This is a genomic window from Pseudomonas sp. Hp2 (genome assembly GCF_006386585.1).
Lineage (GTDB): Bacteria > Pseudomonadota > Gammaproteobacteria > Xanthomonadales > Xanthomonadaceae > Pseudomonas_S > Pseudomonas_S boreopolis.
Genome location: NZ_VAHJ01000003.1, coordinates 720,613 through 746,970, shown reverse-complemented (window position 1 = coordinate 746,970; position 26,358 = coordinate 720,613). Strand labels below are relative to the sequence as shown.

Genomic DNA, 26,358 nt, shown 5'->3' with positions numbered 1-26,358 from the left:
GACCGGAAGCGACGCGCGTGCCGGTCCACTGGATCGCCGTGGGCGATCCCGCTCCGCGCGGCGGCGTGCGCGGAGCGGGCGTGCTCAGTGCAGCCGCGGATCGGCCCAGCTCACCAGCGGCGGCAGCGCGCCGTCCTTGGCGTCGGGAGCGGCGGCCACCAACTCCAGGACTTTCACGCCCGCGATCGGAACGTCGATGCGCAGGGCCGTTCCGGCGCGACGGGAGGTCCCCTCGAACAGCAGCCGGCGATCGCCATAGACGCGGAACACCACGCGGCCCGCGTCGGCGCCGTCCTGCAGGCCTGCTCGTGCGGTGAAGCGCGTGAACTCGCCCTGGGCCAGGACTTCCAGGCGCGAATCGGCATGCGTTCCGATGCCGTACGGATAGCGCCTGCCTCCGACCTGCAGCGGTTGGCCGTAGGGCGTGGCGTCGGCGCGCGGCATGCCCGTGGCTTCCGTGAGCGCCGAGCTGTAGCGCGGATAGCCCCCGGCGGCCACGTGGACGCGGGCCGTCATCTCGGTGAGCAGGCGGGCCTCCGGATCGACCGGCGTGCCGCTGACCTTGAGCAGGACCGATTGGCGCGGGTGCAGCGGGAACTGCAGGGCCGCGTTCGCCGGCGCCAGGTCCCGCCCCGCCCACAGGTCGCGCACGCGGTATGGCGCGCCCGTGCGGAGCTTCAGCTGGACGGGGTCCACGCGCGCCACCGCGTCCTTTTCTCCGCGATTGAGCAGGAGTACCGCGCGTTCGCCGCGGCCGGCCAGCGGCTTCACCAGCACCTGCACGCCGTCCTCGTCCACGGCCAGTATCCCTTGGTTGCCAGCCGGGTCCTGGTTCACCGCGATCACCTCGGGGTTGGACAGCAGTTCGACCAGGACATCCGGGGCGTGCACGAGGTCGAAGCCGAGCAGCAGAGGCGCGGCCAGGATCGTCCACATCGAGAAATGCGTGCGGGCCTGTTCCAGGTGGGCCGCGTCGAAGTCGCCCAGGCCCACCGCCAGCATGTCAGGGTCGTTCCAGCGGCCGGGGCCGGCGTACAACTCGCGGCGCGTCGCGGTGTCGAAGTTGTGCAGCATGCTTTCCCAGGTCGGTTCGATGTCGCTGCTGGTGCGCCAGAGATTGCCGTGGCGTCCGCCCCAGTCGCGCACGCCCGCCTGGCCCCAGGGGCAGATCGAAAGCACGAAGTCGTTGTCGGGATTCAATGCCGCGAGCAGGCGGCCGATGCGCTCGTAGCGGGTTTCCAGCGCGTCGGCATCGGTCCGCACCGGATCGTCGCGCACGATCAGCGGGCGCAGCGGCCGGTAGGGTTCCTCGCGCACCGGAGTGCTGCCGGGGCCGAAATCGGCCACGCCGCAGGCGTCCACCTTGATGTAGTCGAAGCCCCAGTCCTGGAACATCGTCTTCAAGTCCGAATATTCGAACCCTTGCAGGCCGATCTCGCGCTCGGCCACGTTGCCGGCCGGCAGGTTCGGGCTGTGGCGGTCGAAAGCCTGCGAGCAGGCATTGCGGCCGATGTCGGTATAGAGGCCGGCCTTGAAGCCCATTGCGTGCAGGCGGTCGGTCCAGGGACGGAAATCCGTGCGCCCGTCCGCCGACCCGGCGATGGGGAACATCGAGGTCCGGATCTGGATGCCGCCGTCGTCCCGCCGGCGCAACCACCAGCCATCGTCGACGTTGATGTAGCGATAGCCGGCGGCCTGCAGTCCGCGCCGCTGCATCGCTTCGGCGACGCCGAGGATCCTGGCCTGGTCCACTTCGGTGCGGAACGCGTTCCAGGGATTGAAGCCCATCGGCGGCGTCCGTGCCGCGCCCGCGGCATAGACGTCGAAACGGCCGCTCGGCTGCAGCGCATCGCCAGGCGGGCCGGCATCCGCGGGGGACGCGATCGCGCAGGACAATGCCATGGCGAGAAGGGGGATCCGGGCGATCCGTACGGGAATCGATGGCATGGGCACGGTCCTTTCAGGGGAGGTGCCGATTCTGGAGGCTATTGCTTTCCTTTTGTATGCGTTCCGTGTCGTTATATTTCCCGAACGTTCCGATATATTTCGCCGGGTTTGCCGCCCACGGCCAGGCAGGGCAGGGCGGGGGGCTACGGACCGCGTTGCCGGCGCCGCGTGCGGGCTCAGCGCAATTGCGCGGCCACGAGCTCGCCGAGCCGGCGCAGCGCCGCGTCCAGCGTCGCGTCCCAAGGCAGGCCGCAGCTCAGGCGCAGGTGGTCGCGATAGTCGCCGCGGCTGGAGAACAGGGGGCCTGGCGAGATGCCGATGCCTTCGGCCAGCGCGGCCTCGAACAGCGCGCCACCGTCGCCGCCGGGCGGCAATTGCAGCCATAGCGACAATCCGCCGGCAGGCTCGCTGCAACGCGTGCCCGCCGGCCAGTACCGTTCGACGGCCGCGCGCAGGCGACGCGCATTGCCGGACAGCGCATGGCGCAGCCGGCGCAGGTGGCGTTCCTGGTCGTGGCGTTGCAGGTAGTCGGCCAGCGCCAGCTGCGGCAGTGCTGGATTGCCGCACGTGGCGTAGTACTTGGCGCGCACCAGGGCGTCGGTCCAGCCGGCGCCGAGCAGCCAGCCGATGCGCAGGCCGGGCGAGAGCGTCTTCGAGAACGAGCCACAGGTGATCACCAGGCCGCGGTCGTCGAAATGCCGCAGAGGGAGCGGGCGCTCGCCCGACCAGGCGAGTTCGCCGTAGATGTCGTCCTCGATCACCACCGTGCCATGGCGCGCGCAGCTGGCGAGCAGGGCCCGCTTGTCGGCGTCGCTGGCGACGCTGCCGAGCGGGTTGTGGAAGTTCGGTACCAGCACCGCGGCGCGCACCGGCGAGTGCTGCAGCAGCGCATCGAGCCGCGCCAGGTCGAGCCCGCCCCCGGGACGATGCGGCAGTTCGACCACCTTCAACCGCAGCGCCGCCACCGCCTGCAGGATGCCGTGGTAGGTCGGCGTCTCGACCATGACCACGTCGCCGGGTCCGGCGACGGTGCGCAGCGCCAGGCTGATCGCTTCCATCGCGCCGGCGGTGACGACGACCTCGTCCGGGCTCACCGCCGTGGCGAGCTGCGCGTAGCGCTGCGCGATCATCCGGCGCAGCGGGGGATGGCCTTGCGGAGGGGCGTAGTCCAGGGCCTGCGCCTGGTGGCGGCGCAGGTTCCGGGACAGCGCCGCGGCCAACGCGTTGCCCGGCAGCAGGGCGGGGGCGGGAACCGCGGCATGCAGCGGCAGCAGGTCGCTGCGCGCCAGCATGTCCAGCAGGCCGTGGAGCGCGGGGTTGCTGACCGTCCTCGGCGCGCGCCGGCGCGGCGGCGGGCTGTGCGGGGCGGCGGCCTGCGGCCGCACGTAATAGCCCGAGCGCGGCCGCGCCGACGCCAGGCCTTCGCGTTCCAGCTGCAGGCAGGCCTGCACCGCCGTCGCGGCGCTGACGCCATGCGCCTGCGCCAGGCGGCGGATCGAGGGCAGGCGTTCGCCGGCGCGAAGCACGCCGCCGGCGATCTGTCCGCGCAACTGTGCGGCAAGCGCTTCGTAGAGCAGCATGGCGGCCCGATCTGTACTGGTCGATTTCCACGATAACTGATCCTGTACCGGTCACGCCACGCCGGCTAGCCTGCTGTCGCCGGCATCGCGCCGTGCTTCCTCCCCTGCAGGGCCGCGCCTTGGAACTTCCGATCAGCATCGTCGACGCCTTCGCCCACGAGCGCTTCCGCGGCAATCCGGCCGCGGTGGTGGTGGTGCCGGACTGGCTGCCGCGCGCGCTGATGCAGGCGATCGCCGCGGAGAACAACCTGTCCGAGACCGCGTTCCTGCGCCGCGAGCCGGATGGCGCGTTCGCGATCCGCTGGTTCTCGCCGCTGACCGAGATCGCCTTCTGCGGCCACGCCACGCTGGCCAGTGCGCACGTCGTCGCGCAACGGGCGCTGGCGCCGTTCCCGATCGTCGTGCGCGCCGCCGCGGTCGGCGAGCTGCGGATATCGCGCAGCGAGGACGGGGCGGGGTTCGAGATGGACTTCCCGAATCGTCGCCCGCAGCCGGTGGCGCGCGCGCCGCGGGCGCTGCTGGCCGGCCTGTCGATCGCGCCCGAGCAGGTGCTGCGCAACGAGCAGGCCTGGATCGCGGTGTATGCCGAGGAGCGCCAGGTGCGCGAGGTGGCGCCCGATCTCGAACGATTGAAGGCGCTGGCGCCGCTGGACGTCGCGGCGACCGCGCCGGGCGAACGCCACGACTTCGTGTCGCGCTACTTCTGGCCGGCCAACGGCGGCGCCGAGGATCCGGTGACCGGCTCGATCCATGCCGCGCTGGCACCGTACTGGGCCGCGCGCCTGGGGCGCGACGAACTGGTCGCGCTGCAGGCCTCGGCGCGCACGGGCCTGCTGCGCTGCCGGGTGGACGGCGGGCGCGTCCATGTCGCCGGCGGCACCGTGCAGTACCTGCAGGGCCATATCGAGATCTGAGCGAACGTTCCCTTCCCCACAGGAGTTCCCCGATGGACGTCCCCGAACGCGGCGCCTCGCGCACCGCGCTGCTGCAACTGTTGCTGGGCGAAGTGCTGATCGGCTCGGTCGGCGTGTTCGTGCACGAGAGCGGGCAGGACCCGATCACCGCGGTGTTCTACCGCTGCCTGTTCGGCGCGCTGTTCCTGCTGGCCTGGGGCGCGGCGCGCGGCCACCTGCGCGGGTTATGGCGCGACCGCGCGCTGTTGGGCGGGGCGATCGCCTCGGGCGTGCTGCTGGTGCTGAACTGGGTGGCGCTGTTCGCCGGCATGGCGCGCTCGTCGATCGGCGTGGCGACGATGGTCTACCACTTCTTCCCGTTCGTGATGCTGATCCTGGCTGCGCTGGTGCAGGGCGAGCGTACGCGCCCGGCCGACTGGGGCTGGACCGCGCTGGCGTTCGTCGGCGTGGTCGGTTCGGCCGATCCGGTGCGCCTGCTGCACCAGGCGGATGCCGGCTATCTCGCCGGGATCGGCCTGACCCTGCTGGCGGCGGTGCTGTGCGGCGCGTCGTTGCTGATGTCGCGCCGCATCGGGCGCGAGCGGCCGTTCGCGGTGGTCACGGTGCAATGCTGCGTCGGCACGCTGATGCTGGCGGGGTTCGCCGACGGCGCGGCGCTGCATCCCGGGCCGCACTGGTTCTGGCTGGCCGGCCTGGGCGTGATCCACAGCGGCATCGTCTACGTGTTGTTCTATTCCTCGTACCGCCACCTGCCGGTGGCGACGATCGCGGTGGTCGCCTTCGTCTATCCGCTGGTGACCTTGCTGCTGGACTACCTGGTGTACGGCCACCGGCTCGGCGGGGTGCAGGTGCTCGGCCTGGGCCTGATCGTGCTCGGCACCCTGGGCGTGAACCTGAAGTGGCGGCTGCCGCTGGGAGGCGGCCGCGTCGCGCGCGAAATCTGAGGACCAGGAATTCGTGGGAGCGGCTTCAGCCGCGATGGGGTTTGCATGCAGGTCCCTCTGCAACAGCCTGCACATCCATGTGCAGGGATTCCAAATGAGAAAACCCGATCGCGGCTGAAGCCGCTCCCGCAGAAAAGCGACTGCTGCAGAAAGCGGCGCTCAACGCACGTTGCGCAGTTCCCAGTGCGAGCCGGCGAGCACGTGCATGCGATGCTTGAGGATGTCGCCGGGGATGGTGGTGGTGGCGACCAGGTTGATGCGCAGGTCCTTCTGTTCGCCGGCGACCCGGGCGTTGGGGTCGGTGATGCCCATGCTGGGGTCCACTTCGTCCGGGTCCGGCTGCAATGCGCGCCAGCGCTCGAACCAGGACGGGTCGGCCAGGGCCGCCTGCAACTGCTCCGCGAAGGCTTCCGCGCCGTGCGCGGTGAAGCTCACGGAGGCATCGCTGCCGCGGGCGCGTGCGGGGTCGGGCAGGCTGATCGAGTAGCTGACTGGCATGTCGGTGTCTCGCAGGTCGGTGGATCGGGGCTGGAAGGCTAGCAGTTCGGATTGTCGGCGATCCGTCGAATCCGTGGCACGCCGTTTCGGCAATCCCTGGTTCGCCCGGGTTTTTCTGGGGGCAGGTTTTGTCGGCTCGTGGGCCGGTTCGCATGTTCCTGGGGCTTCCCGGGGCGTGGAACGGGGACCCTTGCGGGATTTCCCGTGGGGAGGGACTCCGGTCCCGACGGGCCTTGGCTTGGCGGTGCGACGCGATTCGATTCAGAAGCTCACCCAGAAGCAGTTGTACTGCCGGCGCAGGGTGAGGATCGTGCGCGATGGCGTGCTGTTGTTCGCCAGCGTCTGTTCCAGGCGCAGGCCCCACGGTCGTGGCGAGCTGGGCGGGGCTGTCGCGGCATCGGGCGGAAGCGGTCCGCGGGCTTCCGGATAGAGCGGGGCGATATCGACCAGCGGGCGTTCGGCGATGGCTTCGAGTTGCGTCAGCACGCGGTTGGCGGCCTGGTCGGAGAGAGAGGGCCATAGGTAGACGCTGGACAGCCGGTTCACGTCGTGGGCGTCGATGGCCGAGCGCAACGCGTTGACGAGTTCGCTCAAGCGGCGCGGGCAGCCGTGGCGGTACAGGCCGGCCTCGCCGTCGAGCCGGGGGGCGGGCGGCAGGCGCGCTAGGGCGCCGACGTCCTCGCAGCGGCGGTCGGTGAACACGGCGGTTCCGTCCGGGCCGGTGCAGCGATGGATCTGCTGGGCATGGAGCGGCGCGGCCACGGACAGCAATGACAGCAGGAGGATCGGACGCATCCGCGCAGCTTAGGCCTTGCCGACGCTATCGGGATAGGCCGCGTTGCCGTGCGCGGCCGGTCCAGGTGCGGGAGAACGTCCTCCATCGGCGCCGGCGGCTCAGCCGCGCAGCCGCTGCAGTACCAGGCTGGTCGGCTTGGACAGGTTGAGCGTGTAGAAGTGCAGCGACGGGGCGCCGCCGGCCAGCAGCCGCTCGCACAGCGCGGCGACCACGTCGGCGCCGAAGTCGCGCACCGCTTCGACGTCGTCGCCGTAGGCCTGCATCTTCTTGGCGATCCAGCGCGGGATCTCCGCGCCGCACTGTTCGGAGAAGCGCCGCAGCTGGCTGAAGTTGGAGATCGGCATGATCCCCGGCACGATCGGGATGCCGACGCCGAGCGCGCGCACCGCGTCGACGAAGTGGAAATAGGCGTCGGCGTTGTAGAAGTACTGGGTGATCGCCGCGTCCGCGCCGGCATCGACCTTGGCCTTGAAGTGCCTGAGGTCGGTGAGCGCGTCCGCGGCTTGCGGATGCGTCTCCGGATAGGCGCCGACCTCGATGTGGAAGGCGTCGCCGTGTTCGCTGCGGATGAATTCGATCAGTTCGGAGGCGTAGCGCAGGTCGCCCGGGTGGCCCATGCCCGAAGGCAGGTCGCCGCGCAGCGCGACGATGCGCCGGCAGCCGATGGCGCGGTACAGCTTGAGCAGCTCGCGGATCTCCTGGCGGCTGCCGCCGACGCACGACAGGTGCGGCGCGGCCTCGAACCCATGGTGCTGGTTGAGGTGGCGCACGGTCTCGGAGGTGTAGCTGAGCGTGGAGCCGCCGGCGCCGAAGGTGCACGAGACGTACTCGGGCGCGTAGGCCTTCAGCTTGCTGGCCGTACGGTCCAGCTGGCTGCGCTGCTCGTCGGTCTTGGGCGGGTAGAACTCGAAGCTGAGGGCGGTCATGACGGCACGGGAGGAAACGGGACCAGAATAATATCGCTTCATCGCGATGAATGTGAAATTGGTTGCGGGTGTCAACGTCGCGCAAGCGAGGATCCGCCTTCCCCGGCCTAGACTGGCGTTCCCTTCCCAGCGGAATCGCCGACATGCACGTCCTGGTCACCGGCGGCACCGGCTTCATCGGCCGCCTGCTGTGCGCGCGCCTGCACGAGGCCGGCCACGCCGTCAGCGTGCTGACCCGCGACCCGGCCCGCGCGCAGGTACCCGGAGCGCGCCTCGTCGTCGCGCTGGAACAGGCGGAAGGCGTCGATGCGGTGGTCAACCTGGCCGGTGCCTCGCTGTTCGACCGGCGCTGGACCGACGCCTACAAGCAGGTGCTGCGCGCCTCGCGCATCGACGGCACGCGCCGGCTGGTGGCCTGGATGGCGCGGCAGCCGGCTCCGCCGCGCGTGCTGGTCTCCGGCTCGGCGATCGGCTGGTACGGTCCGCGCGACGACGCCCCGCTGGACGAGACGGTCGCCCCGGGCGAGGACTTCGCGGCGTGGTTGTGCCGCGACTGGGAGGCCGAGGCCATGCGGGCCACGGCGCTCGGGGTGCGCACCTGCCTGTTGCGCACCGGCATCGTGCTCGACCGCGGCGGCGGCGCGCTGGAGAAGATGCTGCCGCCGTTCCGGTTCGGCCTGGGCGGGCCGATGGGCGACGGCCGCCAATGGATGAGCTGGATCCACCGCGAGGACCTGGTGCGGCTGGCGATCTGGCTGATCGGCCAGCCGGGCGCGCAGGGCGCGTTCAACGGCACCGCGCCCGGGCCCGTCGCCAACGGCGTGTTCGCGCGCACGCTGGGGACGGTGCTGCGCCGTCCCGCGAGGCTGCGCGTGCCCGGGTTCGCGCTGAGGCTCGCGCTCGGCGAAATGGCCGGCCTGCTGCTGTCCGGGCAGCGCGTGCTGCCTACGCGCGCGCTGGATGCCGGGTTCGCGTTCCTGCACCCTGGCCTGGAGGGGGCGCTGCGCGCCAGCCTCGACGCTCCCGCCGGCGCCGGGGGCCGTTGAGCTGCGCGTCCTCCGGCCTGGCCGGCAAGTGCCGGCGGGCCGCATCCGCTGCGCATGGCCGGCTCGCCGCGGATGCGTTCAGCGCCGCCACATCCGCGCCTGCCGCGGCGGCAGGACGAAGGTGTAGGAGGCGCTGCCGATGTTGACCACGCTGCCCGAGCCCAGTGCGTCGACGTAGTCCACGTTCCACCACAGCACGCTGCCGTTCATCGCCACCGTGGCGTTGACGGTGCTGCCGCACTTGTTGATCCCGACGATGCCGAGGCTGCCGCGGCGGAACAGCAGGTGGCAGGCGCCGTGCGAAAGCACCTGCATGTCGCTGCCCTGCATCGCGTTGTGGAAGCCGACCATGCGCTTGATGTCCTCGCGCAGGTAGGCGTTCACCCAGCGGTTGTCGCCGCTCTCGTTGTTGTCCGAATAGACCATCGGGACGCCACCGTCGCGGCCCAGCAGATAGGCGTAGGCGAGGGTCTCGTCCACCGGATCGAGGATCGCGTAGCGGAAACCGGCATTGTTGGGGATGTCGTGCGTGATCGCGAAGGTGACCGCGCGGCTGCTCGGCAGCGCCTGGCCGTAGGCGCCCGGGTCGACCAGCGCGTCCAGGCTGCCGGCCGGCAGCAGCGCGTTGCGCAGCGTGTTGAACAACGGGAAATCGTAGGCCGCGTGCGGCGTCTGCTGCAGGTACGGCGCCAGGAACCGGTCGTAGTCGCCGTTGCCGGCACCGCCGCCGGTGATCACCTCGCCGAACACGTGCACGCCGTTGCGGATGCCGGCGTCGAAGACGCGATTGAGATGGTCGAAGGTCATGTGCTTGGCCGCATCGACCCGGAAGCCGGTCACGCCCAGGCCTTTCAGCGCCAGCAGGTAGGCGCGCTGCTGCTGCACCACCCAGTCGTTGCCCACCAGGTCCGGCAGGCCGGGATCGCCGTTGCCGCCGCAGATGCGATAGGTGCGCACCTGGTAGGCGTCGTCGTAGTCGGCGATGCATTGCGCCGGGCCGAAGTCGTTGGCGCCGAGGAAATTCGCCGACAGGTCGCCGAACAGGCGCAGCTGCGCATGGCGGGCCGGATCGGCGGCGTACTGCGAGAGCACCGCCGAGCCGGGATAGTCCAGGTCCGGGCGGATGGCGGCTTCGTTCGCCATGTGGTTGAACACGACGTCCGCGTAGGTCTCCACGCCGTGTTCGGCCAGCGCCTGCACCATGCTGGCGAAGGCGTTGGTGTCGCCGAGCGGGTTGTCGATCACGCGCAGGTCCTGGGGCTGGTAGCGGGCCCACCACGCGTTGCCCTGCGATCGGTACGCGGGCGAGACCAGCACCTTGCTGTAGCCCGCCTCGGCGATCTGCGCCGCACGCGCTTCGACCGTCGCGTAGGGCCAGTTGAAGGCGTGCAGGATGACCTCGGCCCGGGCGCCGGCGGCGGCGAACGCCAGCAGGAGCGCGGCGGCGAACCGATGCCAGTACCGGTTCGTCGATGGATGCGTGGACGCATGACGCGTGTCGAGCATGGCGCGTGTCTCCTCGTGAAGAAGGGGTTCCCTGGCGCGATCGAACGGCCGGCACCGGCCGGGCGAATGCGGCCCGGTGCGTGGCGGCCGGGAAATGCTAAGCGCGCATCGCGGCGCAGCACGCCGGAGGTGCATACGTATTCATGGCCTGGCTTCCATGCGCTCGATCGCACTTCCGGAAAGACGGCGCCGCTTGGGCCGGGCCGGCGCGGCTCTCTATGATGTGCGGTCCCCGCCACGCCCCCGCCGCGCATGTCCATCGTCCTCACCGATTTCGCCCGACCCCGCCTGTTCCCGCGCGTGCCGCGCGGCAACACCATCCAGGACTGCACGCCCGAGCAGTTCGTGGCGCGTCTCAATGCGCACGCGCCGTTGAAGGTGATCGACGGCTATGCGCCGTTCTGCAAGCTGCACGTCCACGCCAACTGGACGTCGACGCGTTGCCTGACCGTGCCCATCACCGACGACAACCGCCACCTGCTGCGGTCCGGCTACGAGGCGCGCAACCGCGAGGAACTGCCGGTCCTGGTGCGCTGGTTCGAGGGCATGGAGGCGCCGGTCGCGAACTACCTGCTGCCGATCCTCTACAGCCGCGAGCAGTTGGCCCGGGAGGGCTCGCCGATCGAGGCCGACTGGGGCGTCGTCGGTTGCCTCTACACCGCCGAGCCCGAGGAGATCCCGATGGCGCCGATCACGATGATGCGCAATGCGCTGGGCGTAGGGGAGGGCGGTTCCGGCGTGCCGCTGGATCGCGACGCCTACCGGCGTGCGGTGGAATTCTGGGAGCACAACGCGAACTGGCGGCCATGAGGAAGGCGGGCAGCGGCATCCTCGCGGCGCGAGCGTCGGCCGGTGCGCCCGATATCATGGCGGCGGACCCACGTGCGAAAGGGATTGGCGGGCGATGAGGATCATGTGCTTGAACGGCTGGGGCGGGAACCTGCACGAGCGGCTGATTCCCTACCTGGCTTCCGAAAGGCCCGATGTCCTGTGCCTGCAGGAAGTCACCCACAGCCCGGAGGCCGGGAAGGACGGGTTGACGTACCGGGACGGGAACCACGTGCTGCCGCAACGGGCCAATTTCTTCCGCGATGTCGCCCGCGCGCTGCCGGAACACGTGGCCGTCTTCTGTCCCGCCGCCCAGGGCGTCCTCTGGGACGGCGATCGCGCGGTGCCTTCGCAATGGGGATTGGCGACGTTCATCCATGCCTCGCATCCCGTGATCGCCCAGTGCCAGGGGTTCGTGCACAAGGATTTTTCCCCGGACGGCTACGGCGACCACCCGCGCTCCCGCAGCGCGCACGCGGTCCGGATCCACGATTTCCGGCGCGGCCGGTCCATGACCATCGCACACATGCACGGGCTTCGCGACCCGAACGGAAAGATGGATACGCCCGAAAGGCGGCTCCAGGCCCATCGCCTGCTGAAATTGGTCGATGCGGTCGCGGTCGCCGACGAGCCGCTGGTGGTCTGCGGCGACTTCAATGTCGAGCCGGACAGCGAGACGTTCGACATCCTGGGCCAGGCCGGCTTGCAGGAACTGGTGACCACGCGCGGCTTCCATGGGACGCGCACCTCCCACTACGCGAAGCCGGGCAAGTACGCCGACTACATGCTGGTCAACAGGCACGTCGACGTCGTCGAATTCGAGGTCGTGCGCGATCCGGAGGTCTCGGACCACTGCCCGTTGCTGCTCACGATCTGAGCGGCGGCCTTCGCCCGGCAGGGATGCCCGCCGGTAAATGCCAGGCGAAACGGCCGTGCACGCGGCGTGAGCCGCCGCCATGCCGCGGCGGCGCGGCGCGCCTGCGCGCGACGCCGGGCATCACCGCGGTTGCCGTTTACTGGAGCGGAACCCAAGGCCTCCCGGATCGATGCGGAACCTCCCAGGCACGCGCAGCCACGATGCGTCTTCCACCCGGCCGGTGCCGTTGCCGCGCATGATGCTGGCGGCACTGGGCGTGGTGTTCGGCGACCTGGCCACCAGCCCGTTGTATTCGCTGCAGGAGGCGTTCGGCGCGCATGGCGTGCGGCCCACGCCGCCGAACGTGGTCGGCGTGATATCGCTGTCGTTCTGGGCGCTGGTCGGCGTGGTCTCGCTCAAGTACGTACTGCTGATCATGCGCGCGCACAACCACGGCGAGGGCGGCATCATGGCGCTGCTGGCGCTCGCGCGCGCCTCGCTGCTGGACCGCCCGCGGCTGCGCTGGTGGGTGGTGATGGCGGGCCTGACCGGCGCGGCGCTGTTCTTCGGCGACAGCGTGATCACGCCCGCGGTGTCGGTGCTCTCGGCGGTGGAAGGGCTCGGATTGGCGGCGCCCGCCATGGCGCCGTGGGTGTTGCCGCTGGGCGTGTCCATCCTGCTGGGGCTGTTCGCGCTGCAGCACTACGGTTCGGCCCGGGTGGGCGTGCTGTTCGGGCCGATCATGCTGGCCTGGCTGCTGGCGGCCGGCACGCTCGGCTTCTTCGCCATGCTGAGGCAGCCGCAGATACTGGCGGCGATGAATCCGCTGCACGCGCTGGAGTTCTTCCTGCGCAACGGTTTCGCGGGCTTCACCACGCTCGGCGCGACCGTGCTGGTGCTGACCGGCGCCGAGGCGCTGTATGCCGACATGGGCCACTTCGGCGCACGGCCGATCCGGCTGGCGTGGCTTGCGGTGGCCTTGCCCTGCCTGCTGCTGAGCTACTTCGGCCAGGGCGCGGTGCTGCTGCAGGATCCGGGCGCCGCGGCGCGCCCGTTCTATCGCATGGTGCCGGGCTGGGCGCTTTATCCGATGATCGCGTTGGCCACGGCCGCCACGGTCATCGCCTCGCAAGGCGTGATCTCGGGGGCGTACTCGATGGTGCGTTCGGCGATCCAGCTCGGCTACCTGCCGCGCATGCGCGTGCGGCACACTTCCTCGCGCATCCGCGGGCAGATCCACCTGCCGGCGATCAGCGCCCTGCTCCTGCTGCTGGTGCTGGCGGCCGTGCTGGGGTTCCGTACTTCCGGCGCGCTGGCCGCGGCGTTCGGCATCGCGGTGAGCGGCACCATGCTGATGACCACCGCGCTGGTCGTGGTAGTGATGCGGCGCGTATGGCATTGGCGCTGGTGGGCGGTGGTGCCGCTGGGCGCGGCCATGCTGGTGGTGGACCTGGCCTTCTTCGGCGCCAATCTCATGAAGCTGGCCAGCGGCGGCTGGTTCCCGCTGGCGCTGGGGCTGGCGATGCTGGTGGTGATGACCACCTGGCGCCGCGGCCGCGAACTGGTGTTCGCGCGCGTGCGCGGCGGCGGCATTCCCCTGGAGGATTGCCTGCGCTCGCTGGCCGGTCCCGCGCCCGCGCGGGTGCCGGGAACCGCGCTGTTCCTGACCGCCGACCCGGCCTTGGCGCCGCAGGCGCTGCTGCACAACCTCAGGCACAACAAGGTGCTGCACGAGCGCAACGTGCTGCTCACCGTGGAGGTGCTGGACGCGCCGCGCGCGCGGCCCGGCGAACGGATCGAACTGGCGCGAGTGGGGCAGGGCTTCCACCGCGTCCACGCCCGTTTCGGGTTCGCCGAGCAGCCCGACGTCATGCAGGTGCTGGAAGAATGCGCCGCCCAGGGATTCGACCTCGGCCAGGCCACCTTCTTCACCAGCCGCGAGGACATCGTCGCCGGCGACCGCACCGGGATGGCGAGGTGGCGCGACCACCTGTTCGCCTTCCTCACGCGCAACGCGCTGCCGGTGACCTCGTTCTTCCGGATCCCCGAGGACCGGCTGATCGAGATCGGGCGACGGGTGGCGATCTGAGGGTGTCCGGCTCCGGCCGCGGGCCGGACCGGGACGGCATGCGCGGACGCGCCCGCGGCGTGCCTTGGACCCCACGAAAACGGGCGCCCGGAGGCGCCCGCGGTTGCATCGGCCCGGTGGCCGCTCAGTAGCGGTAGTGCTCCGGCTTGAACGGGCCCTCGACCGGCACGCCGAGGTAGTCGGCCTGTTCCTGGGTCAACTTGGTCAGCTTCACGCCGATCTTCTCCAGGTGCAGGCGCGCCACTTCCTCGTCCAGCTTCTTCGGCAGGCGGTAGACCACGCGCTCGTAGGCGTCCTTGTTCTGCCACAGGTCGATCTGCGCCAGGGTCTGGTTGGAGAAGCTGTTGGACATCACGAAGGACGGGTGGCCGGTGGCGCAGCCGAGGTTGACCAGGCGGCCTTCGGCGAGCAGGAAGATCGCGTTGCCGTTCGGGAACACGTACTTGTCCACCTGCGGCTTGATGTTGATCTTCCGCACGCCCGGATAGGCGTTCAGCGCATCGACCTGGATCTCGTTGTCGAAGTGGCCGATGTTGCAGACGATGGCCTGGTCCTTCATCGCGCTCAGGTGCTCGATGCGGATGATGTCCTTGTTGCCGGTGGTGGTGACGTAGATGTCGGCGGTGCCCAGGGTGTCTTCCACCGTGGCGACCTCGAAGCCTTCCATCGCCGCCTGCAGCGCGCAGATCGGGTCGATCTCGGTGACGATCACGCGCGCGCCGTAGGCGCGCAGCGAGTGCGCCGAGCCCTTGCCGACGTCGCCGTAGCCGCACACCACGGCGACCTTGCCGGCCAGCATCACGTCCATCGCGCGCTTGAGGCCGTCGGCCAGCGACTCGCGGCAGCCGTACAGGTTGTCGAACTTGCTCTTGGTCACCGAGTCGTTGACGTTGATCGCCGGCACCAGCAGCTTGCCGGCCTCGGCCAGCTGGTACAGGCGGTGCACGCCGGTGGTGGTCTCCTCGGACACGCCCTTCCAGTCCTGCACCACGCGGGTCCAGTAGCCCGGGCGTTCCTTGGCCACGCGCTTGAGCAGGTTCTTGATCACCTGCTCCTCGTGGTTGGACGAAGGCGTGTCGACCCAGCCCGAGCCGTTCTCCAGCTCGTAGCCCTTGTGGATCAGCAGGGTGACGTCGCCGCCGTCGTCCACGACCAGCTCCGGACCGGTGAGGGTGCCGTCGGGCAGGGTGAAGGTCAGCGCGTCGAGGGTGCAGTCCCAGTATTCCTCCAGCGTCTCGCCCTTCCAGGCGAACACGGGGGTGCCGGTGGCGGCGATCGCCGCGGCGGCGTGGTCCTGGGTGGAGAAGATGTTGCACGAGGCCCAGCGCACGTCGGCGCCGATGTCCTTGAGGGTCTCGATCAGCACCGCGGTCTGGATGGTCATGTGCAGCGAGCCGGTCACGCGCACGCCCTTCAGGGGCTGGGTGGCGGCGTACTTGCGGCGGATCGACATCAGGCCCGGCATCTCGTGCTCGGCGATGTCCAGTTCCTTGCGGCCCCAGTCGGCGAGGCCGATGTCGGCGACCTTGTAGTCGCCTCCGGTGGAGAAGGTCTTGGCTACGGCATTCATGCGTAATGCTCCGGTAAGGGGCAGGCGGGAAGCCTGCACGTTTCCGGGCGCCGTTGTGGAAGGGATTCCCGTCGAGCCTGGCCGGACTGGCGGAAGACCCGCAGCCGGTCGCAGCGCCCCTCGAGGGGAGCGCCGATTATATCGCGGCGCCATGGCGCGGCTGAATTCGCGGGCAGGCGGCGCAAGCCGGCGAGGCTCGCCGACACCCAGCCGCAAGAACGACCGTCGTCCCCTTCGCGGGATCGGGTTATCGGTCGAGTCCCATCGGCGCCTGCGCCACTCCCACGGGGCCTGGGGTCGTATCCATTCCTTTCCGCCGGCCCCGCATGCGCATCGGGAATGGCTTGCACGGCGGCACGGGAGAGCCGCGCCGATGGTTGCAAAAGCGAACGTTTGCTTCGGGTAGGCTTGGCTGAACCCCCACTGTCCGATGCGCATCGCAATGAACGAGTACCGCAGCAGTCTGGTCTTCGCCACGCCCGATATTCCCCTGCGCGACGACGTGCGCAGGCTGGGGGCGCTGGTCGGCGACCTGTTGGCCGAGCAGGTGTCGGAAGCCTTCCTCGGCGAGATCGAGCAGATACGGACCACGGCGATCGCGCGCCGGGAACGGGATACCCCGCCGGAGCCGCTGAGCGCGCTGCTGGACGCGCGCGAGCCGCGCGATGCCGAGGCGCTGGTGCGCGCGTTCAGCACCTACTTCCAGGTGGTCAACATCGCCGAGCGGGTGCACCGCATCCGCAGGCGCCGCGACTACCAGCGCAGCGGCACCGGCACGCCGCAGCCGGACGGGTTGCACGACGCGCTGCGCCGGCTCAAGGCGCAGGGCGTGACGCTGGAGGAACTCGGCAACTGGCTGCCGCGCATCGACATCGAACCGGTGTTCACCGCGCACCCGACCGAGGCGGTGCGCCGCGCGCTGCTCGAGAAGGAGCAGCTGATGGTCGCCAGCCTGATCGACAACCTCGACGGCGTGCGCACGCCGGGCGAGCAGGCGGTGGACCAGGCGCGCTTCCGCATGGCCCTGACCGCGGCCTGGCAGACCGCCGATTCCTCGCCGGTGCGCCCCACCGTCGAGGACGAGCGCGAGCACGTCGGGTTCTATCTCACCCAGGTGCTGTACCGGGTGATCCCCGCGCTGTACGAAACGCTGGAACATGCCATCGAGGAGACCTGGGGGCGCGCGCTGCCGCTGCCGCGCGTGCTGCGCTTCGGCACCTGGGTGGGCGGCGACATGGACGGCAACCCGAACGTGGACGCCAGGACCGTCACCGCCACGCTCGACGCGCAGCGCCGCGCGGTGCTGGACCGCTACCTCAAGGAACTGTGGCAACTGGCCAGCCTGCTCAGCCAGTCGACCACGCTGGTGCCGGTCAGCGCCGCCTTGATGGCGCGCCTGGACGAATACCGCGCCGCGCTGCCGGAGGCGGCCGCGCGCTCGCGCCCGCGCCACGGCGACATGCCGTACCGGCTGCTCAACGACCTGATGCGCGCCAAGCTGCAGGCGACGCTCGACGACGCGCCCGGCGCGTACGCGTCGCCGGCCGAGTTCGAGCACGACATCCAGCTGATCCTCGACAGCCTGGAAGCCAACCGCGGCCTGCACGCCGGCTGGTTCGCGGTGCGCCGCCTGCTGTGGCGCGTGCGCACGTTCGGCTTCCACCTGGCGCGGCTGGACGTGCGCCAGGAATCGAGCGTGCACGCGCGCGCGGTCGCCGCGGCGCTCGGCGACGATGCCTGGGAATCGAAGGATTACGCCGCGCGCGCCGACGCGCTGCAGCCCTACGCGGCCGGCGAGGCGGCGCTGCCGCGCGGCGGCGACGAGGGCAACGCGCGGCTGGACGCGGTGTTCGCCGCGCTCGCCGACGCGCGGCGCCGCCACGGCGCCGATGCGCTCGGCAGCTACATCATCTCGATGGCGCACAACCGCGCCGACGTGCTGACCGTGCTGGCGCTGGCGCGCCGCGGCGGGCTGGTCGACGCGGGCGGCGCGGTGCCGCTGGACATCGTGCCGCTGTTCGAGACCGTGGACGACCTGCGCGGCAGCATCGCCACGCTGCGCGACCTGCTCGCCGACCCGGTCTACCGCCGCCACCTGGCCGCGCGCGGCGACGTGCAGATGGTGATGCTCGGCTATTCCGACAGCGGCAAGGACGGCGGCATCGCGGCCTCGCGCTGGGGCCTGCAGCGCGCCCAGGTGGAACTGCTGGAGGCGGCCGAGCAGCTGGGCATCCGGCTGACCTTCTTCCACGGCCGCGGCGGCTCGATCGTGCGCGGCGGCGGCAAGACCACCAAGGCGCTGGAGGCGGCGCCGCGCGGCAGCGTCGACGGGCGCCTGCGCGTCACCGAGCAGGGCGAGGTGATCCACCGCAAGTACGGCATCCGCGCGCTGGCGCTGCGCTCGATGGAGCAGATGGCCGGCGCGGTGCTGCTGTCGAGCCTGCGCCCGCGCGCGCCGGAGCCGCGCGAGGCGCAGTGGCGGCCGGTGATGGACGTGGTCGCCGAACACAGCTCGCATGCGTACCGCGATTTCGTCGGCGCGCCGGATTTCATGGCGTACTTCCGCCAGGCCACGCCGATCGACGTGATCGAGCGGATGACGCTGGGGTCGCGCCCCTCGCGCCGGCTCGGCCAGGACGCGGCGCTGTCGAACCTGCGCGCGATCCCGTGGGTGTTCGCCTGGAGCCAGGCGCGCGCGGTGATCCCGGGCTGGTACGGCGTGGGCAGCGGCCTGCAGGCGGCGGTGGAGGCCGGCCACGAGGAGCTGCTGCGCGAGATGGCGGCCGAGTGGCCGTTCTTCCGTACCTTCCTCGACGACATCGCGATGGTGCTGTCCAAGGGCGACCTCAACATCGCCGAGATGTTCTCGCGGCTGGCGGGCCCGCTGCACGAGCGGTTCTTCCCGCGCATCCGCGACGAGCTGGCGCTGACCAAGCGCTGGGTCAAGACCCTGACCAACCAGCAGTCGCTGCTGCAGCACGATCCGCGGCTGGCGTTGTCGATACGGCTGCGCAACCCGTACATCGACCCGATCAGCGTGCTGCAGGTGGACCTGCTGCGCCGCTGGCGCGAGACCGGCGGGGAGGACGAGGCGCTGCTGCGGGCCCTGGTGGCCTGCGTCAACGGCGTCTCGCAGGGCCTGCAGAACACGGGCTGAGGAGGCGATGCGCGGCGCCCGTACGGACGCAAGGCCGGCCATGTTCGGCCAGGGGCTGGCGCGACCGGACAAAATTGTCCGACAATGCGCGCCATGACGACCCCACGCACCGATGCCGCGCTGCGCCGCCGGCAGATCCTCGACGCCGCCGACGACGTGTTCAGCGAGCACGGCGTCCATGCGCCCCTCGAACTCGTGGTCGAGCGCTCCGGCCTGGGCCGGGCCACGCTGTACCGCAACTTCCCCGACCGCCTCGCGCTGATGACGGCGCTGATGGAACGCGGGATGGACGCGTTCGAGCGGGCCGCGCGCGACCTCGGCGACCGGCCGGACGCGCTGGGCGTGCTGCTGCACGACGCGGCCGAGTACATCGCCGAGTCGGCGCCGTTGGTGGATTTCTGGCGCACCATGGAACGCGACCATCCGGCCCTGGAGGGCGCCGACCAGCGCGCGCTGTCGATCTTCATGCCGTTCGTGCGCCGCGCGATCGACGCCGGCCTGTGCCGGCCCGACGTGGACGAGGAGGAGATGCTGCTGGTGATCGACATGCTCGGCGGCTGCGTGCGGGGCGCCGACGAAACCGAGCGGCGGCGCCTGGCGCATCGCTCCGCCGATCTGCTGATGCGCGCGCTGGGCATGTCGCCCGAGCCGCCGCCCCCGCGCAGGCACGCGTGACCCCGGCGCTGCGAAGGGCGGGGCGCTGGGCACTGCGCGTGGCGGTCGTCGCCGCCGGCGCGTGGAGCCTGCTGTCGATGTACTTCCTGATCCGCCACGACGCGCTGCTGCGCTGGGCGACGGTGGCGATCTGGGCCGGGCTCACCGCGGCCGCGCTGTGGGGACTGCGCCGCGGACGCGAGAACTGGGCGCTGCCGGGCATCTTCGCCCTGGCCTTCGCCGGCCTGCAGTACGGCTGGTGGTCGATGCAGCCCAGCCAGGACCGCGCATGGGCCGACGACGTCGCCGAGCGCTTGCGCCCGGAACTGCATGGCAGCCGCGTGGTGCTGCACAACGTGCGCGATTTCGACTGGCGCGGCGAGGACGACTACGGCATCCGCTGGGAGACCCGCGAGTACGACCTCGACCGGCTGGCGAGCGCGGACCTGGCGCTGTCGTACTGGATGGGGCCGGCCATCGCCCATACCCTGGTCTCGTTCGGGTTCGACGACGGTTCGCACGTGGTGTTCTCGCTGGAGATCCGCAAGGAGCGCGGCGAGTCGTTCTCGGCGCTGGGCGGGTTCTTCCGCATGTTCGAGGAAACCCTGGTCGCCGCCGACGAGCGCGACATCCTGCGCGTGCGCACCAACGCCCGCGGCGAGGACATGCACCTGTACCGGCTGGACATCCCGCGCGAAGGCCTGCGCAAGCTGTTCGTCGGCTACCTCGAGCGCGCGCGCGAGCTGGACCAGGCGCCGCGCTTCTACAACACGCTGACCAGCAACTGCACCACCATCGTGTTCGAGCTGGCCCGCCAGCTCGATCCCGGCCTGCCGCTGGACTGGCGGCTGCTGGCGTCGGGCTACCTGGCCGAGTACGCCTTCGACCAGCACGGCCTGCTGCCGGGCTATACCTTCGACCAGCTCGAGCGCGGCGGGCACATCACGGCGCGCGCGCGCGCGGCCGATCGCGATCCCGATTTCTCCGCGCGCATCCGCGCGGGCATGCCGCTGCGGCCGGCACAGGAGGTGCGATGAGGTTCCAGGCGATGGTGCGGGCGCTGGCGCTGGCCGCATTGCTGGCGGCGTCCGGCTGCGCGATGGTCACGGTGAAGTCGCGCGGTGCCGGCGACTACGTGGCGATCACGCGGGGCGACGTGCTGACCACCGACCGGCTCAGCGAAAGCGGGATCGAGACGCTGCGCGTGGCCGGCATCGAACCCAAGCCGTGCCGCGACGATCCGGCCGCCTGCGCCGCCCGGCTCGACGAGGTCTCCGGGCTCGGCGACGAGCGCCGCCTCGCCACCCAGGCCGAGTTGTGGATTGCCGAGGCGATCGCGCGCAACGGCCGCCAGCCGGCGAAGTCGATGGACGACGCGACGCTGCACGCCTGGCTCGAGGCGGCGCGGCATGCCTATGCCTACCTGTTCTTCACCGCGCGCACCCCGGGCGAGCGCGCCTTCGAGAACCGCCAGACCCAGGTCCGCGACTACTACAACTACGCCGTGCAGCAGGTGGTCGGCGAGGCGTTCCGGCGCTGGCGCTCGACTCCCCAGCCCCAGTCCAGCGAAAGCCTGGACATCGACGGCTGGCGGTTCAACACCGACCTGTCGGGTTTCCGCCTGCCCGGCGATACCGAGGTGCCGGAGGCCCTCTTCGACGCCAACAGCCTGCGCTTCGAAGGCCTGCGCAGCACCTATCGCCGCGACGGTTTCGGCGCCGAGCTGGTGGCCAAGGTGCCGCCCTCTGTGGTGGGCGATCCCACCGCCTCGCCGGTCGACCCCGCGGCCGGGGGCGACCAGGACCAAGGCCGGGGGCGCAACGGCGAACCGGATTTCAGCGAAATGCCGTACGCGCCGACGACGGCGCTGCTGCGCTTCCACGGCGCCACGCTGCAGGAGCTGTTGGCCACCCGGGAAGTGACCCTGGTGCCGTACGACCCGTACCGCAATGCCGAGGTGGTGCTGCACGGCCAGCACGTGCCGCTGGCGGCCAACTTCACCGCGGCGTACGGGCTGTGGCTGGCGCAGTCCGGGTTTGCCAGCCAGTCGCTGCGCTCGATGCTGGGCCGCAAGCGCGGCATCGACCGGCCGCACCTGTACCTGATGCAGCCCTACGATCCGGACCGGCGCATCCTGCTGCTGTTGCACGGGCTGGCATCCAGTCCCGAGGCCTGGGTCAACGTCGCCAACGAGATCATGGGCGACGAGGCGCTGCGGCAGCACTACCAGATCTGGCAGGTCTACTACCCGACCAATGCGCCGATTCCCTACAACCGCGCGCAGATCGAAGCGCTGGTGCAGCGTACGTTGAAGCATTTCGACCCCGGCGGCAGCGCCGCCGCCTCGCAGCACATGGTGTTGATCGGGCACAGCATGGGCGGCGTGATCGGGCGGTTGCTGGTGTCCTCGTCCGGCGAGGCCTTGTGGCAGTCGCTGATGGCCGATCGCCGGCTCGACGGCGAGCGCGGCCGCCGCATCCGCGAGCGGCTCTCGCCGCTGCTGCATTTCGAGCCGCTGCCGGAAGTGGACCGCGCGATCTTCATCGCCGCGCCGCATCGCGGCACGCCGATGGCCGAGGGCAAGCTCGGGCGCCTGGTCGGCCGGCTGATCCGCCTGCCGGTGACGCTGCTGCAGCGCTTCGGAGACGTGCTGCAGGACCTGGCCGGGCAGGACGGCAAGGGCGACAACGTGGTGCCCACCGGCATCGACAACCTGCGCGATACCGATCCGTTCATCCTCGCCAGCGAGAACCTGCCGATCTCGCCGCGCGTGCGCTACCACACCATCGTCGGCAAGGACGACGACCTGCCGCTGCAGGACTCCAGCGACGGCGTGGTGCCGTACCGCAGCGCCCATCTCGATGGCGCCGAGTCGGAGAAGGTGATCCCGTCCTGGCACAGCGTGCAGGAGACGCCGCAGGCGGTGCTGGAGATCCGGCGCATCCTCCGGGAACAGATGCGCACCGAGGCCGAAGGGGCCCGCTGAGCGAACTTCTTCGCGCCGCATCGACGATGCTGGCCTGGCGCTGAATCCAGCGCCGCGGGCGACGCTTGAAAGGCCGGAGCAGGCACCTATCTGCAGCGTCGCCAGCGCAACGCGCGCGGCCGCGCCGGAGCCTCCCGCGCGGGGGCTCCGGCGCGAGGCCGGGCGGCGTCGCGCATGGCGACGACCTGATCATCGAGGAGAGAACTGTCATGAGCGTCAGTCAGTTGATTCCTTGGAACCGGAACCGCGGAAACTCCCCGCAACCGTTGGCGCGCGACGCGCGCGATCCCTTCGTGTCGCTGCACCGGGAAATGAACCGGCTGTTCGACGAGCTGTGGCGGCAGGCCGACGAACTGCTGCCGCGCGGCGAGAACGCCGGCATGCCGGCCGCCGGCTGGCCCAGCGTGGACCTGGTCGAGCGCGATCGCGAGATCGTGGTGAGCGCCGAACTGCCCGGCCTGCAGGAGAAGGACGTCGAGGTGCTGGTCGAGAACGGCCAGCTGGTGCTGCGCGGCGAACGCCGCGGCGAGCGCGACGACCCGGCGCGCCGCATCGGCGAGCGTTGGTACGGCCGCTTCGAACGCCGCATCCCGCTGGACGTGGAAGTGGAAGTCGATGCGGCACGCGCCGAGTTCCGCGACGGCGTGCTGAGCGTGACCCTGCCCAAGAGCGGGAGCGCGCTGGCCAGGCCGGTACGCATCCCGATCGAAAGGGCGGCCTGAGCCGCCGCATCCGTTCCCTTCCCGTTCCTCTTCGTCGCCGGCGCGGGTCCGCCGCGCCGGTCCCAGCCTTCTTACCCCGGACCCATGCGTATCGCCCATATCGCCCCGCTCTACGAAGCGGTGCCGCCGCGCCTGTACGGCGGCACCGAACGCATCGTCGCCTATCTCGCCGACGCGCAGGTCGCGCTCGGCCATCACGTGACCGTATTCGCCAGCGCCGATACCCATACCCGCGCCGAACTGGTACCGGCGCGCGACTGCGCGATCCGGCTCGATCCGGCTCCATTGAAATCCGATATCGCCGCGCACCTGGCGATGCTGCACGAGGTCAGGCGCCAGGCCGACCGCTTCGACATCCTGCACTTCCATGTCGACCTGCTGCATTTCCCGTTCTTCGAGGACATGGCGGGGCGCACCCTGACGACCTTGCACGGGCGGCTGGACCTGAAGGACCTGCCGGCGGCCTACCGGCGCTGGCCGCGCTACCCGCTCGCCTCGATCTCCGACCAACAGCGCCGTCCGCTGCCCGACGCCAACTGGGTGGCCACCGTGCCGCACGGATTGCCCGAGGACCTGTACGGCCGGGCATCGCGGCCGACCGGCGACTACCTGGCGTTCCTGGGCCGGATCTCGCCGGAGAAGCGCCCGGACCGCGCCATCCGCATCGCGCGCCGCGCCGGCCTGCCGTTGCGCATCGCCGCCAAGATCGACGCCGCCGACGCCGACTACCACCGCCGGACCATCGCGCCGATGCTGCGCGAAGGCGGCGCCGAACTGGTCGGCGAGATCAACGATGCCGGCAAGCGCTACCTGCTCGGCCATGCGCGCGCGCTGCTGTTCCCGATCGACTGGCCCGAGCCGTTCGGCCTGGTGATGATCGAGGCGATGGCCTGCGGCACGCCGGTGATCGCCTGGGACCACGGTTCGGTGCGCGAAGTGGTCGAGGAGGGCGTCACCGGCTTCATCGTCGACTCGGAAGAGGCCGCGGCCGCGGCGGTCGCGCGCGCGGGCGAACTGGACCGCGCGCGGATCCGGCGCCGGTTCGAACAGCGCTTCGGCGCCACGGTGATGGCGCGGCGCTACCTGGAGGCATACCGCCGGCTGCTGGACGAGGAACGCGGACGCGCCGGGGCGGCCGGCGCATGGGACCTGCGCCACCTGCCGCCCGTGCACGCGGTGGCCGCCGCAGGCGAAGCCGCGCATGCCTGAGTTCGACGTCGCGCCGTCGGCGCAGGCCGGCGCCAGGCACGCGCTCAAGTGCGGCGACAGCTTCCTGGTCTGCGACGGCCGCGGCGACATCGTCGACGGCGAAGCCGACGGCCTCTACCGCGACGGCACCCGGGTGCTGTCGCGGCTGCGGCTGCGGCTCGGCGGGACCGAGCCGTCGCTGCTGAGCGCGGGCGTGAGCCAGGACAACGTGTTCCTGACCGTGCACCTGACCAACCGGCCGTTGCCGCCGCTGGGCGGCAGCGCGGCGGAGGAGGGCGTGATCCATGTCGAGCGCGCGCGCTTCCTGTGGGGCGAGCGGCTGTACGAGCGCATCGCCTGCCGCAACCACGGGCAGATGCCGCTGCGCTTCGGCCTGGCGCTGGAGTTCGGTGCCGACTTCCGCGACATGTTCGAAGTGCGCGGCGTGCAGCGCACCGGGCGCGGGCAGCACCAGCCCGCGCAGCTGCACGCGCAGGGCGTCGTCCTGGCCTATCTCGGCCTGGACGGGCAGCAGCGGCGCCTGAGCCTGGATTTCTCGCAGCCGCCGCGGCGGCTGTCGGACCAGCGCGCCGAATTCGAACTGGAGCTCGCGCCGGACGCGGACCACGTCCTCTACCTGGAAGCCGGCGCGGAAGCGCAGCGGCCGGACTGCGCGCGGTTCCGCCAGGCGGCGGCGCGCGCGCGGCGCGCGATGCGGGCGCGACGGCGCGTGGGCGCCCGGCCGCGCAGCAGCAATCGCCTGTTCAATGCGTGGCTGGAGCGCTCGCGCGCGGACATCGCCCTGCTCACCAGCGACCTGCCGACCGGGCCGTACCCCTACGCGGGCATTCCCTGGTTCTCCACGCCGTTCGGCCGCGACGCGGTGGTGACGGCGTTGCAGACGCTGTGGCTGGATCCGTCGCTGGCGCGCGGCGTGCTCGCCTACCTGGCGCGGCACCAGGCGCAGGAGACCTCGAGCTTCCGCGACGCCGCCCCCGGCAAGATCCTGCACGAGGCCCGCAAGGGCGAGATGGCGGCGCTGGCCGAGCTGCCGTTCGGCCGCTACTACGGCGGCGTGGACACCACGCCGCTGTTCCTGGTCCTGGCCGGCGCCTACCACGCGCGCACCGCCGACACGGGCTTCATCGAGGACCTGTGGCCGTCGCTGGTCGCCGCCGCCGGCTGGATCGAGCGCAGTTGCCGGGCCGACCGCGACGGCCTGCTCGCCTACCACCGCGGCGAGCCGGGCGGCCTGCTCAACCAGGGCTGGAAGGACAGCGGCGATGCGATCTTCCATGCCGATGGCCGGATCCCGCCGGGGCCGATCGCGCTGGTGGAGGTGCAGGGCTATGCCTGCGCCGGACTGCAGGCCTTGGCGGAACTGGCGCAACTGCGCGGGCGGGAGGCGGACGCGGCGCATTGGCGGCGGCAGGCGCGCGCATTGCGCGAACGCACCGAACAGGTGTTCTGGGACCCAGGGCTGGACTTCTACGCCATCGCGCGGGACGGCGAGGGACGCCGCTGCCGGGTGAAGGCGTCCAACGCCGGCCACCTGCTGTTCGCCGGCGTCGCCGCACCCGAACGCGGCCGCGCGGTGGCGATGCAGCTGGCCGGGCGCGCCTTCGATGGCGGGTGGGGCGTGCGCACGCTGGCCATCGGCCAGGCCCGCTACAACCCGATGTCCTACCACAACGGTTCGGTCTGGCCGCACGACGTCGCCCTGTGCGCGGCCGGCCTGGCGCGCTACGGCGAACGCGAGGCCGCCGTGCGCCTGCTGGAGGAGATGTTCGACGCCGCGGTCCATTTCGACATGCGCCTGCCCGAGCTGTTCTGCGGTTTCCCGCGGTTGCCGGGACAACCGCCGATCGCCTATCCGGTGGCCTGCCTGCCGCAGGCATGGGCGGCCGGTTCGGTGTTCATGCTGCTGCAGGCCTGCCTGGGCATCCGCATCGAAGCGGCGCGCGCGATGGTGGAGATCGACCATCCCCGCCTGCCCGAAGGCGTGGACCGCCTGCAGCTGCGCGGCCTGCAGGTCGGGCAGGAACGCCTGGACCTGAGCTTCGAGCGCAGCGGCCGCCGCGTGCTGGTCGCGCGCGACGGCGGCGCCGGCATCGGCCTGAGCGTCCGCCTGTAGGCGGCGCCAGGCCCTGG

At 71.1% G+C, this 26,358-nt stretch carries 20 protein-coding genes and 1 riboswitch; of the genes, 13 read left to right on the top strand and 7 right to left on the bottom strand.

The genetic code is table 11. The features are described from left to right. Positions 1–84: 84 nt before the first annotated feature. Together FD678_RS12855 and FD678_RS12850 are read right to left on the bottom strand one after the other, a co-directional pair. The gene (locus FD678_RS12855; protein WP_177497774.1) at positions 85–1,902 is read right to left on the bottom strand and encodes an NPCBM/NEW2 domain-containing protein; all 1,818 of its coding nucleotides are present in this window, start codon (positions 1,900–1,902) and stop codon (positions 85–87) included. A gap of 221 nt (positions 1,903–2,123) precedes the next feature. Further along, positions 2,124–3,527 (bottom strand): aminotransferase-like domain-containing protein, encoded by a 1,404-nt coding sequence (locus FD678_RS12850; protein ID WP_140723991.1) that lies wholly within the window; start codon positions 3,525–3,527, stop codon positions 2,124–2,126. A 119-nt stretch (positions 3,528–3,646) separates the two neighbouring features. Here FD678_RS12850 and FD678_RS12845 point away from each other — a divergent pair, with 119 nt between their 5' ends. Beyond that, entirely contained in the window at positions 3,647–4,441 is a 795-nt protein-coding gene (locus FD678_RS12845; RefSeq protein WP_140723988.1) for a PhzF family phenazine biosynthesis protein, read from the top strand. Between the two features lie 32 nt (positions 4,442–4,473). Continuing rightward, the gene (locus FD678_RS12840) at positions 4,474–5,385 is read left to right on the top strand and encodes a DMT family transporter (protein WP_140723984.1); all 912 of its coding nucleotides are present in this window, start codon (positions 4,474–4,476) and stop codon (positions 5,383–5,385) included. Positions 5,386–5,544: 159 nt separating this feature from the next. On the opposite strand, the gene FD678_RS12835 is transcribed toward FD678_RS12840, so the two are convergent. The 3 genes from FD678_RS12835 to metF all read right to left on the bottom strand — a co-directional run bounded on the left by FD678_RS12835 (position 5,545) and on the right by metF (position 7,605). Beyond that, the gene (locus FD678_RS12835) at positions 5,545–5,883 is read right to left on the bottom strand and encodes a hypothetical protein (RefSeq protein ID WP_140723981.1); all 339 of its coding nucleotides are present in this window, start codon (positions 5,881–5,883) and stop codon (positions 5,545–5,547) included. Positions 5,884–6,144: 261 nt separating this feature from the next. Then, positions 6,145–6,678 (bottom strand): DUF4124 domain-containing protein, encoded by a 534-nt coding sequence (locus FD678_RS12830; protein ID WP_140723978.1) that lies wholly within the window; start codon positions 6,676–6,678, stop codon positions 6,145–6,147. 99 nt (positions 6,679–6,777) lie between these two features. Beyond that, a complete protein-coding gene (metF, locus tag FD678_RS12825; protein ID WP_140723976.1) occupies positions 6,778–7,605 on the bottom strand; it encodes a methylenetetrahydrofolate reductase [NAD(P)H] in 828 nt (275 codons plus the stop codon). 143 nt (positions 7,606–7,748) lie between these two features. Between metF and FD678_RS12820 the strand changes: the two genes are divergently transcribed. Beyond that, positions 7,749–8,651 carry a TIGR01777 family oxidoreductase gene (locus tag FD678_RS12820; protein WP_140723973.1) on the top strand — a complete coding sequence of 301 codons (903 nt, stop codon included), beginning with the start codon at positions 7,749–7,751 and terminating at the stop codon, positions 8,649–8,651. Positions 8,652–8,729: 78 nt separating this feature from the next. Here the strand turns inward: FD678_RS12820 and FD678_RS12815 are convergent, their stop codons facing one another. Then, the gene (locus tag FD678_RS12815) at positions 8,730–10,157 is read right to left on the bottom strand and encodes an alpha-amylase family protein (RefSeq protein WP_140723970.1); all 1,428 of its coding nucleotides are present in this window, start codon (positions 10,155–10,157) and stop codon (positions 8,730–8,732) included. A gap of 252 nt (positions 10,158–10,409) precedes the next feature. Here FD678_RS12815 and FD678_RS12810 point away from each other — a divergent pair, with 252 nt between their 5' ends. The 3 genes from FD678_RS12810 to FD678_RS12800 all read left to right on the top strand — a co-directional run bounded on the left by FD678_RS12810 (position 10,410) and on the right by FD678_RS12800 (position 13,930). Beyond that, entirely contained in the window at positions 10,410–10,967 is a 558-nt protein-coding gene (locus FD678_RS12810; protein ID WP_140723967.1) for a DUF3228 family protein, read from the top strand. A 109-nt stretch (positions 10,968–11,076) separates the two neighbouring features. Further along, positions 11,077–11,862 carry an endonuclease/exonuclease/phosphatase family protein gene (locus FD678_RS12805; protein ID WP_218569682.1) on the top strand — a complete coding sequence of 262 codons (786 nt, stop codon included), beginning with the start codon at positions 11,077–11,079 and terminating at the stop codon, positions 11,860–11,862. Positions 11,863–12,031: 169 nt separating this feature from the next. Beyond that, on the top strand, positions 12,032–13,930 hold the full coding sequence (locus FD678_RS12800; protein WP_177497772.1) for a potassium transporter Kup: 1,899 nt from the start codon (positions 12,032–12,034) through the stop codon (positions 13,928–13,930). A 124-nt stretch (positions 13,931–14,054) separates the two neighbouring features. On the opposite strand, the gene ahcY is transcribed toward FD678_RS12800, so the two are convergent. Continuing rightward, entirely contained in the window at positions 14,055–15,500 is a 1,446-nt protein-coding gene (gene ahcY, locus FD678_RS12795) for an adenosylhomocysteinase (RefSeq protein WP_140723961.1), read from the bottom strand. A gap of 38 nt (positions 15,501–15,538) precedes the next feature. Beyond that, positions 15,539–15,628, bottom strand: a riboswitch (S-adenosyl-L-homocysteine riboswitch). Positions 15,629–15,930: 302 nt separating this feature from the next. Between ahcY and ppc the strand changes: the two genes are divergently transcribed. The 7 genes from ppc (at position 15,931) to FD678_RS12760 (ending at position 26,341) form a co-directional block, all read left to right on the top strand. Then, complete coding sequence (ppc, locus tag FD678_RS12790; protein WP_218569681.1) at positions 15,931–18,657, top strand: phosphoenolpyruvate carboxylase; 2,727 nt, start codon at positions 15,931–15,933, stop codon at positions 18,655–18,657. Positions 18,658–18,750: 93 nt separating this feature from the next. Continuing rightward, positions 18,751–19,332, top strand: coding sequence for a TetR/AcrR family transcriptional regulator (locus tag FD678_RS12785; RefSeq protein ID WP_140723957.1), 582 nt, complete (start codon positions 18,751–18,753; stop codon positions 19,330–19,332). Then, positions 19,329–20,348, top strand: a complete 1,020-nt coding sequence (locus tag FD678_RS12780) for an Lnb N-terminal periplasmic domain-containing protein (RefSeq protein WP_140723954.1) — start codon at positions 19,329–19,331, stop codon at positions 20,346–20,348. The genes FD678_RS12785 and FD678_RS12780 overlap by 4 nt, the downstream gene beginning before the upstream one ends. Next, complete coding sequence (locus FD678_RS12775; protein ID WP_218569680.1) at positions 20,345–22,297, top strand: esterase/lipase family protein; 1,953 nt, start codon at positions 20,345–20,347, stop codon at positions 22,295–22,297. The genes FD678_RS12780 and FD678_RS12775 overlap by 4 nt, the downstream gene beginning before the upstream one ends. 209 nt (positions 22,298–22,506) lie before the next feature. Next, positions 22,507–23,019, top strand: coding sequence for an Hsp20/alpha crystallin family protein (locus tag FD678_RS12770; RefSeq protein ID WP_140723951.1), 513 nt, complete (start codon positions 22,507–22,509; stop codon positions 23,017–23,019). 84 nt (positions 23,020–23,103) lie between these two features. Then, the gene (locus FD678_RS12765; RefSeq protein ID WP_140723948.1) at positions 23,104–24,228 is read left to right on the top strand and encodes a glycosyltransferase family 4 protein; all 1,125 of its coding nucleotides are present in this window, start codon (positions 23,104–23,106) and stop codon (positions 24,226–24,228) included. Next, a complete protein-coding gene (locus FD678_RS12760; protein ID WP_140723945.1) occupies positions 24,221–26,341 on the top strand; it encodes an amylo-alpha-1,6-glucosidase in 2,121 nt (706 codons plus the stop codon). The genes FD678_RS12765 and FD678_RS12760 overlap by 8 nt, the downstream gene beginning before the upstream one ends. Positions 26,342–26,358: the final 17 nt, after the last annotated feature.

Excerpts from the sequence above, each read along its gene's own strand:
- FD678_RS12775 (WP_218569680.1), top strand. The coding sequence starts at position 20,345 with ATGAGGTTCCAGGCGATGGTGCGGGCGCTGGCGCTGGCCGCATTGCTG.
- FD678_RS12840 (WP_140723984.1), top strand. The coding sequence starts at position 4,474 with ATGGACGTCCCCGAACGCGGCGCCTCGCGCACCGCGCTGCTGCAACTG.
- FD678_RS12810 (WP_140723967.1), top strand. The coding sequence starts at position 10,410 with ATGTCCATCGTCCTCACCGATTTCGCCCGACCCCGCCTGTTCCCGCGC.
- FD678_RS12770 (WP_140723951.1), top strand. The coding sequence starts at position 22,507 with ATGAGCGTCAGTCAGTTGATTCCTTGGAACCGGAACCGCGGAAACTCC.
- ppc (WP_218569681.1), top strand. The coding sequence starts at position 15,931 with ATGCGCATCGCAATGAACGAGTACCGCAGCAGTCTGGTCTTCGCCACG.
- FD678_RS12765 (WP_140723948.1), top strand. The coding sequence starts at position 23,104 with ATGCGTATCGCCCATATCGCCCCGCTCTACGAAGCGGTGCCGCCGCGC.
- FD678_RS12855 (WP_177497774.1), bottom strand. The coding sequence starts at position 1,902 with ATGGCATTGTCCTGCGCGATCGCGTCCCCCGCGGATGCCGGCCCGCCT.
- FD678_RS12820 (WP_140723973.1), top strand. The coding sequence starts at position 7,749 with ATGCACGTCCTGGTCACCGGCGGCACCGGCTTCATCGGCCGCCTGCTG.
- FD678_RS12785 (WP_140723957.1), top strand. The coding sequence starts at position 18,751 with ATGACGACCCCACGCACCGATGCCGCGCTGCGCCGCCGGCAGATCCTC.
- FD678_RS12850 (WP_140723991.1), bottom strand. The coding sequence starts at position 3,527 with ATGCTGCTCTACGAAGCGCTTGCCGCACAGTTGCGCGGACAGATCGCC.
- FD678_RS12760 (WP_140723945.1), top strand. The coding sequence starts at position 24,221 with ATGCCTGAGTTCGACGTCGCGCCGTCGGCGCAGGCCGGCGCCAGGCAC.
- FD678_RS12835 (WP_140723981.1), bottom strand. The coding sequence starts at position 5,883 with ATGCCAGTCAGCTACTCGATCAGCCTGCCCGACCCCGCACGCGCCCGC.
- ahcY (WP_140723961.1), bottom strand. The coding sequence starts at position 15,500 with ATGAATGCCGTAGCCAAGACCTTCTCCACCGGAGGCGACTACAAGGTC.
- FD678_RS12800 (WP_177497772.1), top strand. The coding sequence starts at position 12,032 with ATGCGGAACCTCCCAGGCACGCGCAGCCACGATGCGTCTTCCACCCGG.
- FD678_RS12815 (WP_140723970.1), bottom strand. The coding sequence starts at position 10,157 with ATGCTCGACACGCGTCATGCGTCCACGCATCCATCGACGAACCGGTAC.
- metF (WP_140723976.1), bottom strand. The coding sequence starts at position 7,605 with ATGACCGCCCTCAGCTTCGAGTTCTACCCGCCCAAGACCGACGAGCAG.
- FD678_RS12830 (WP_140723978.1), bottom strand. The coding sequence starts at position 6,678 with ATGCGTCCGATCCTCCTGCTGTCATTGCTGTCCGTGGCCGCGCCGCTC.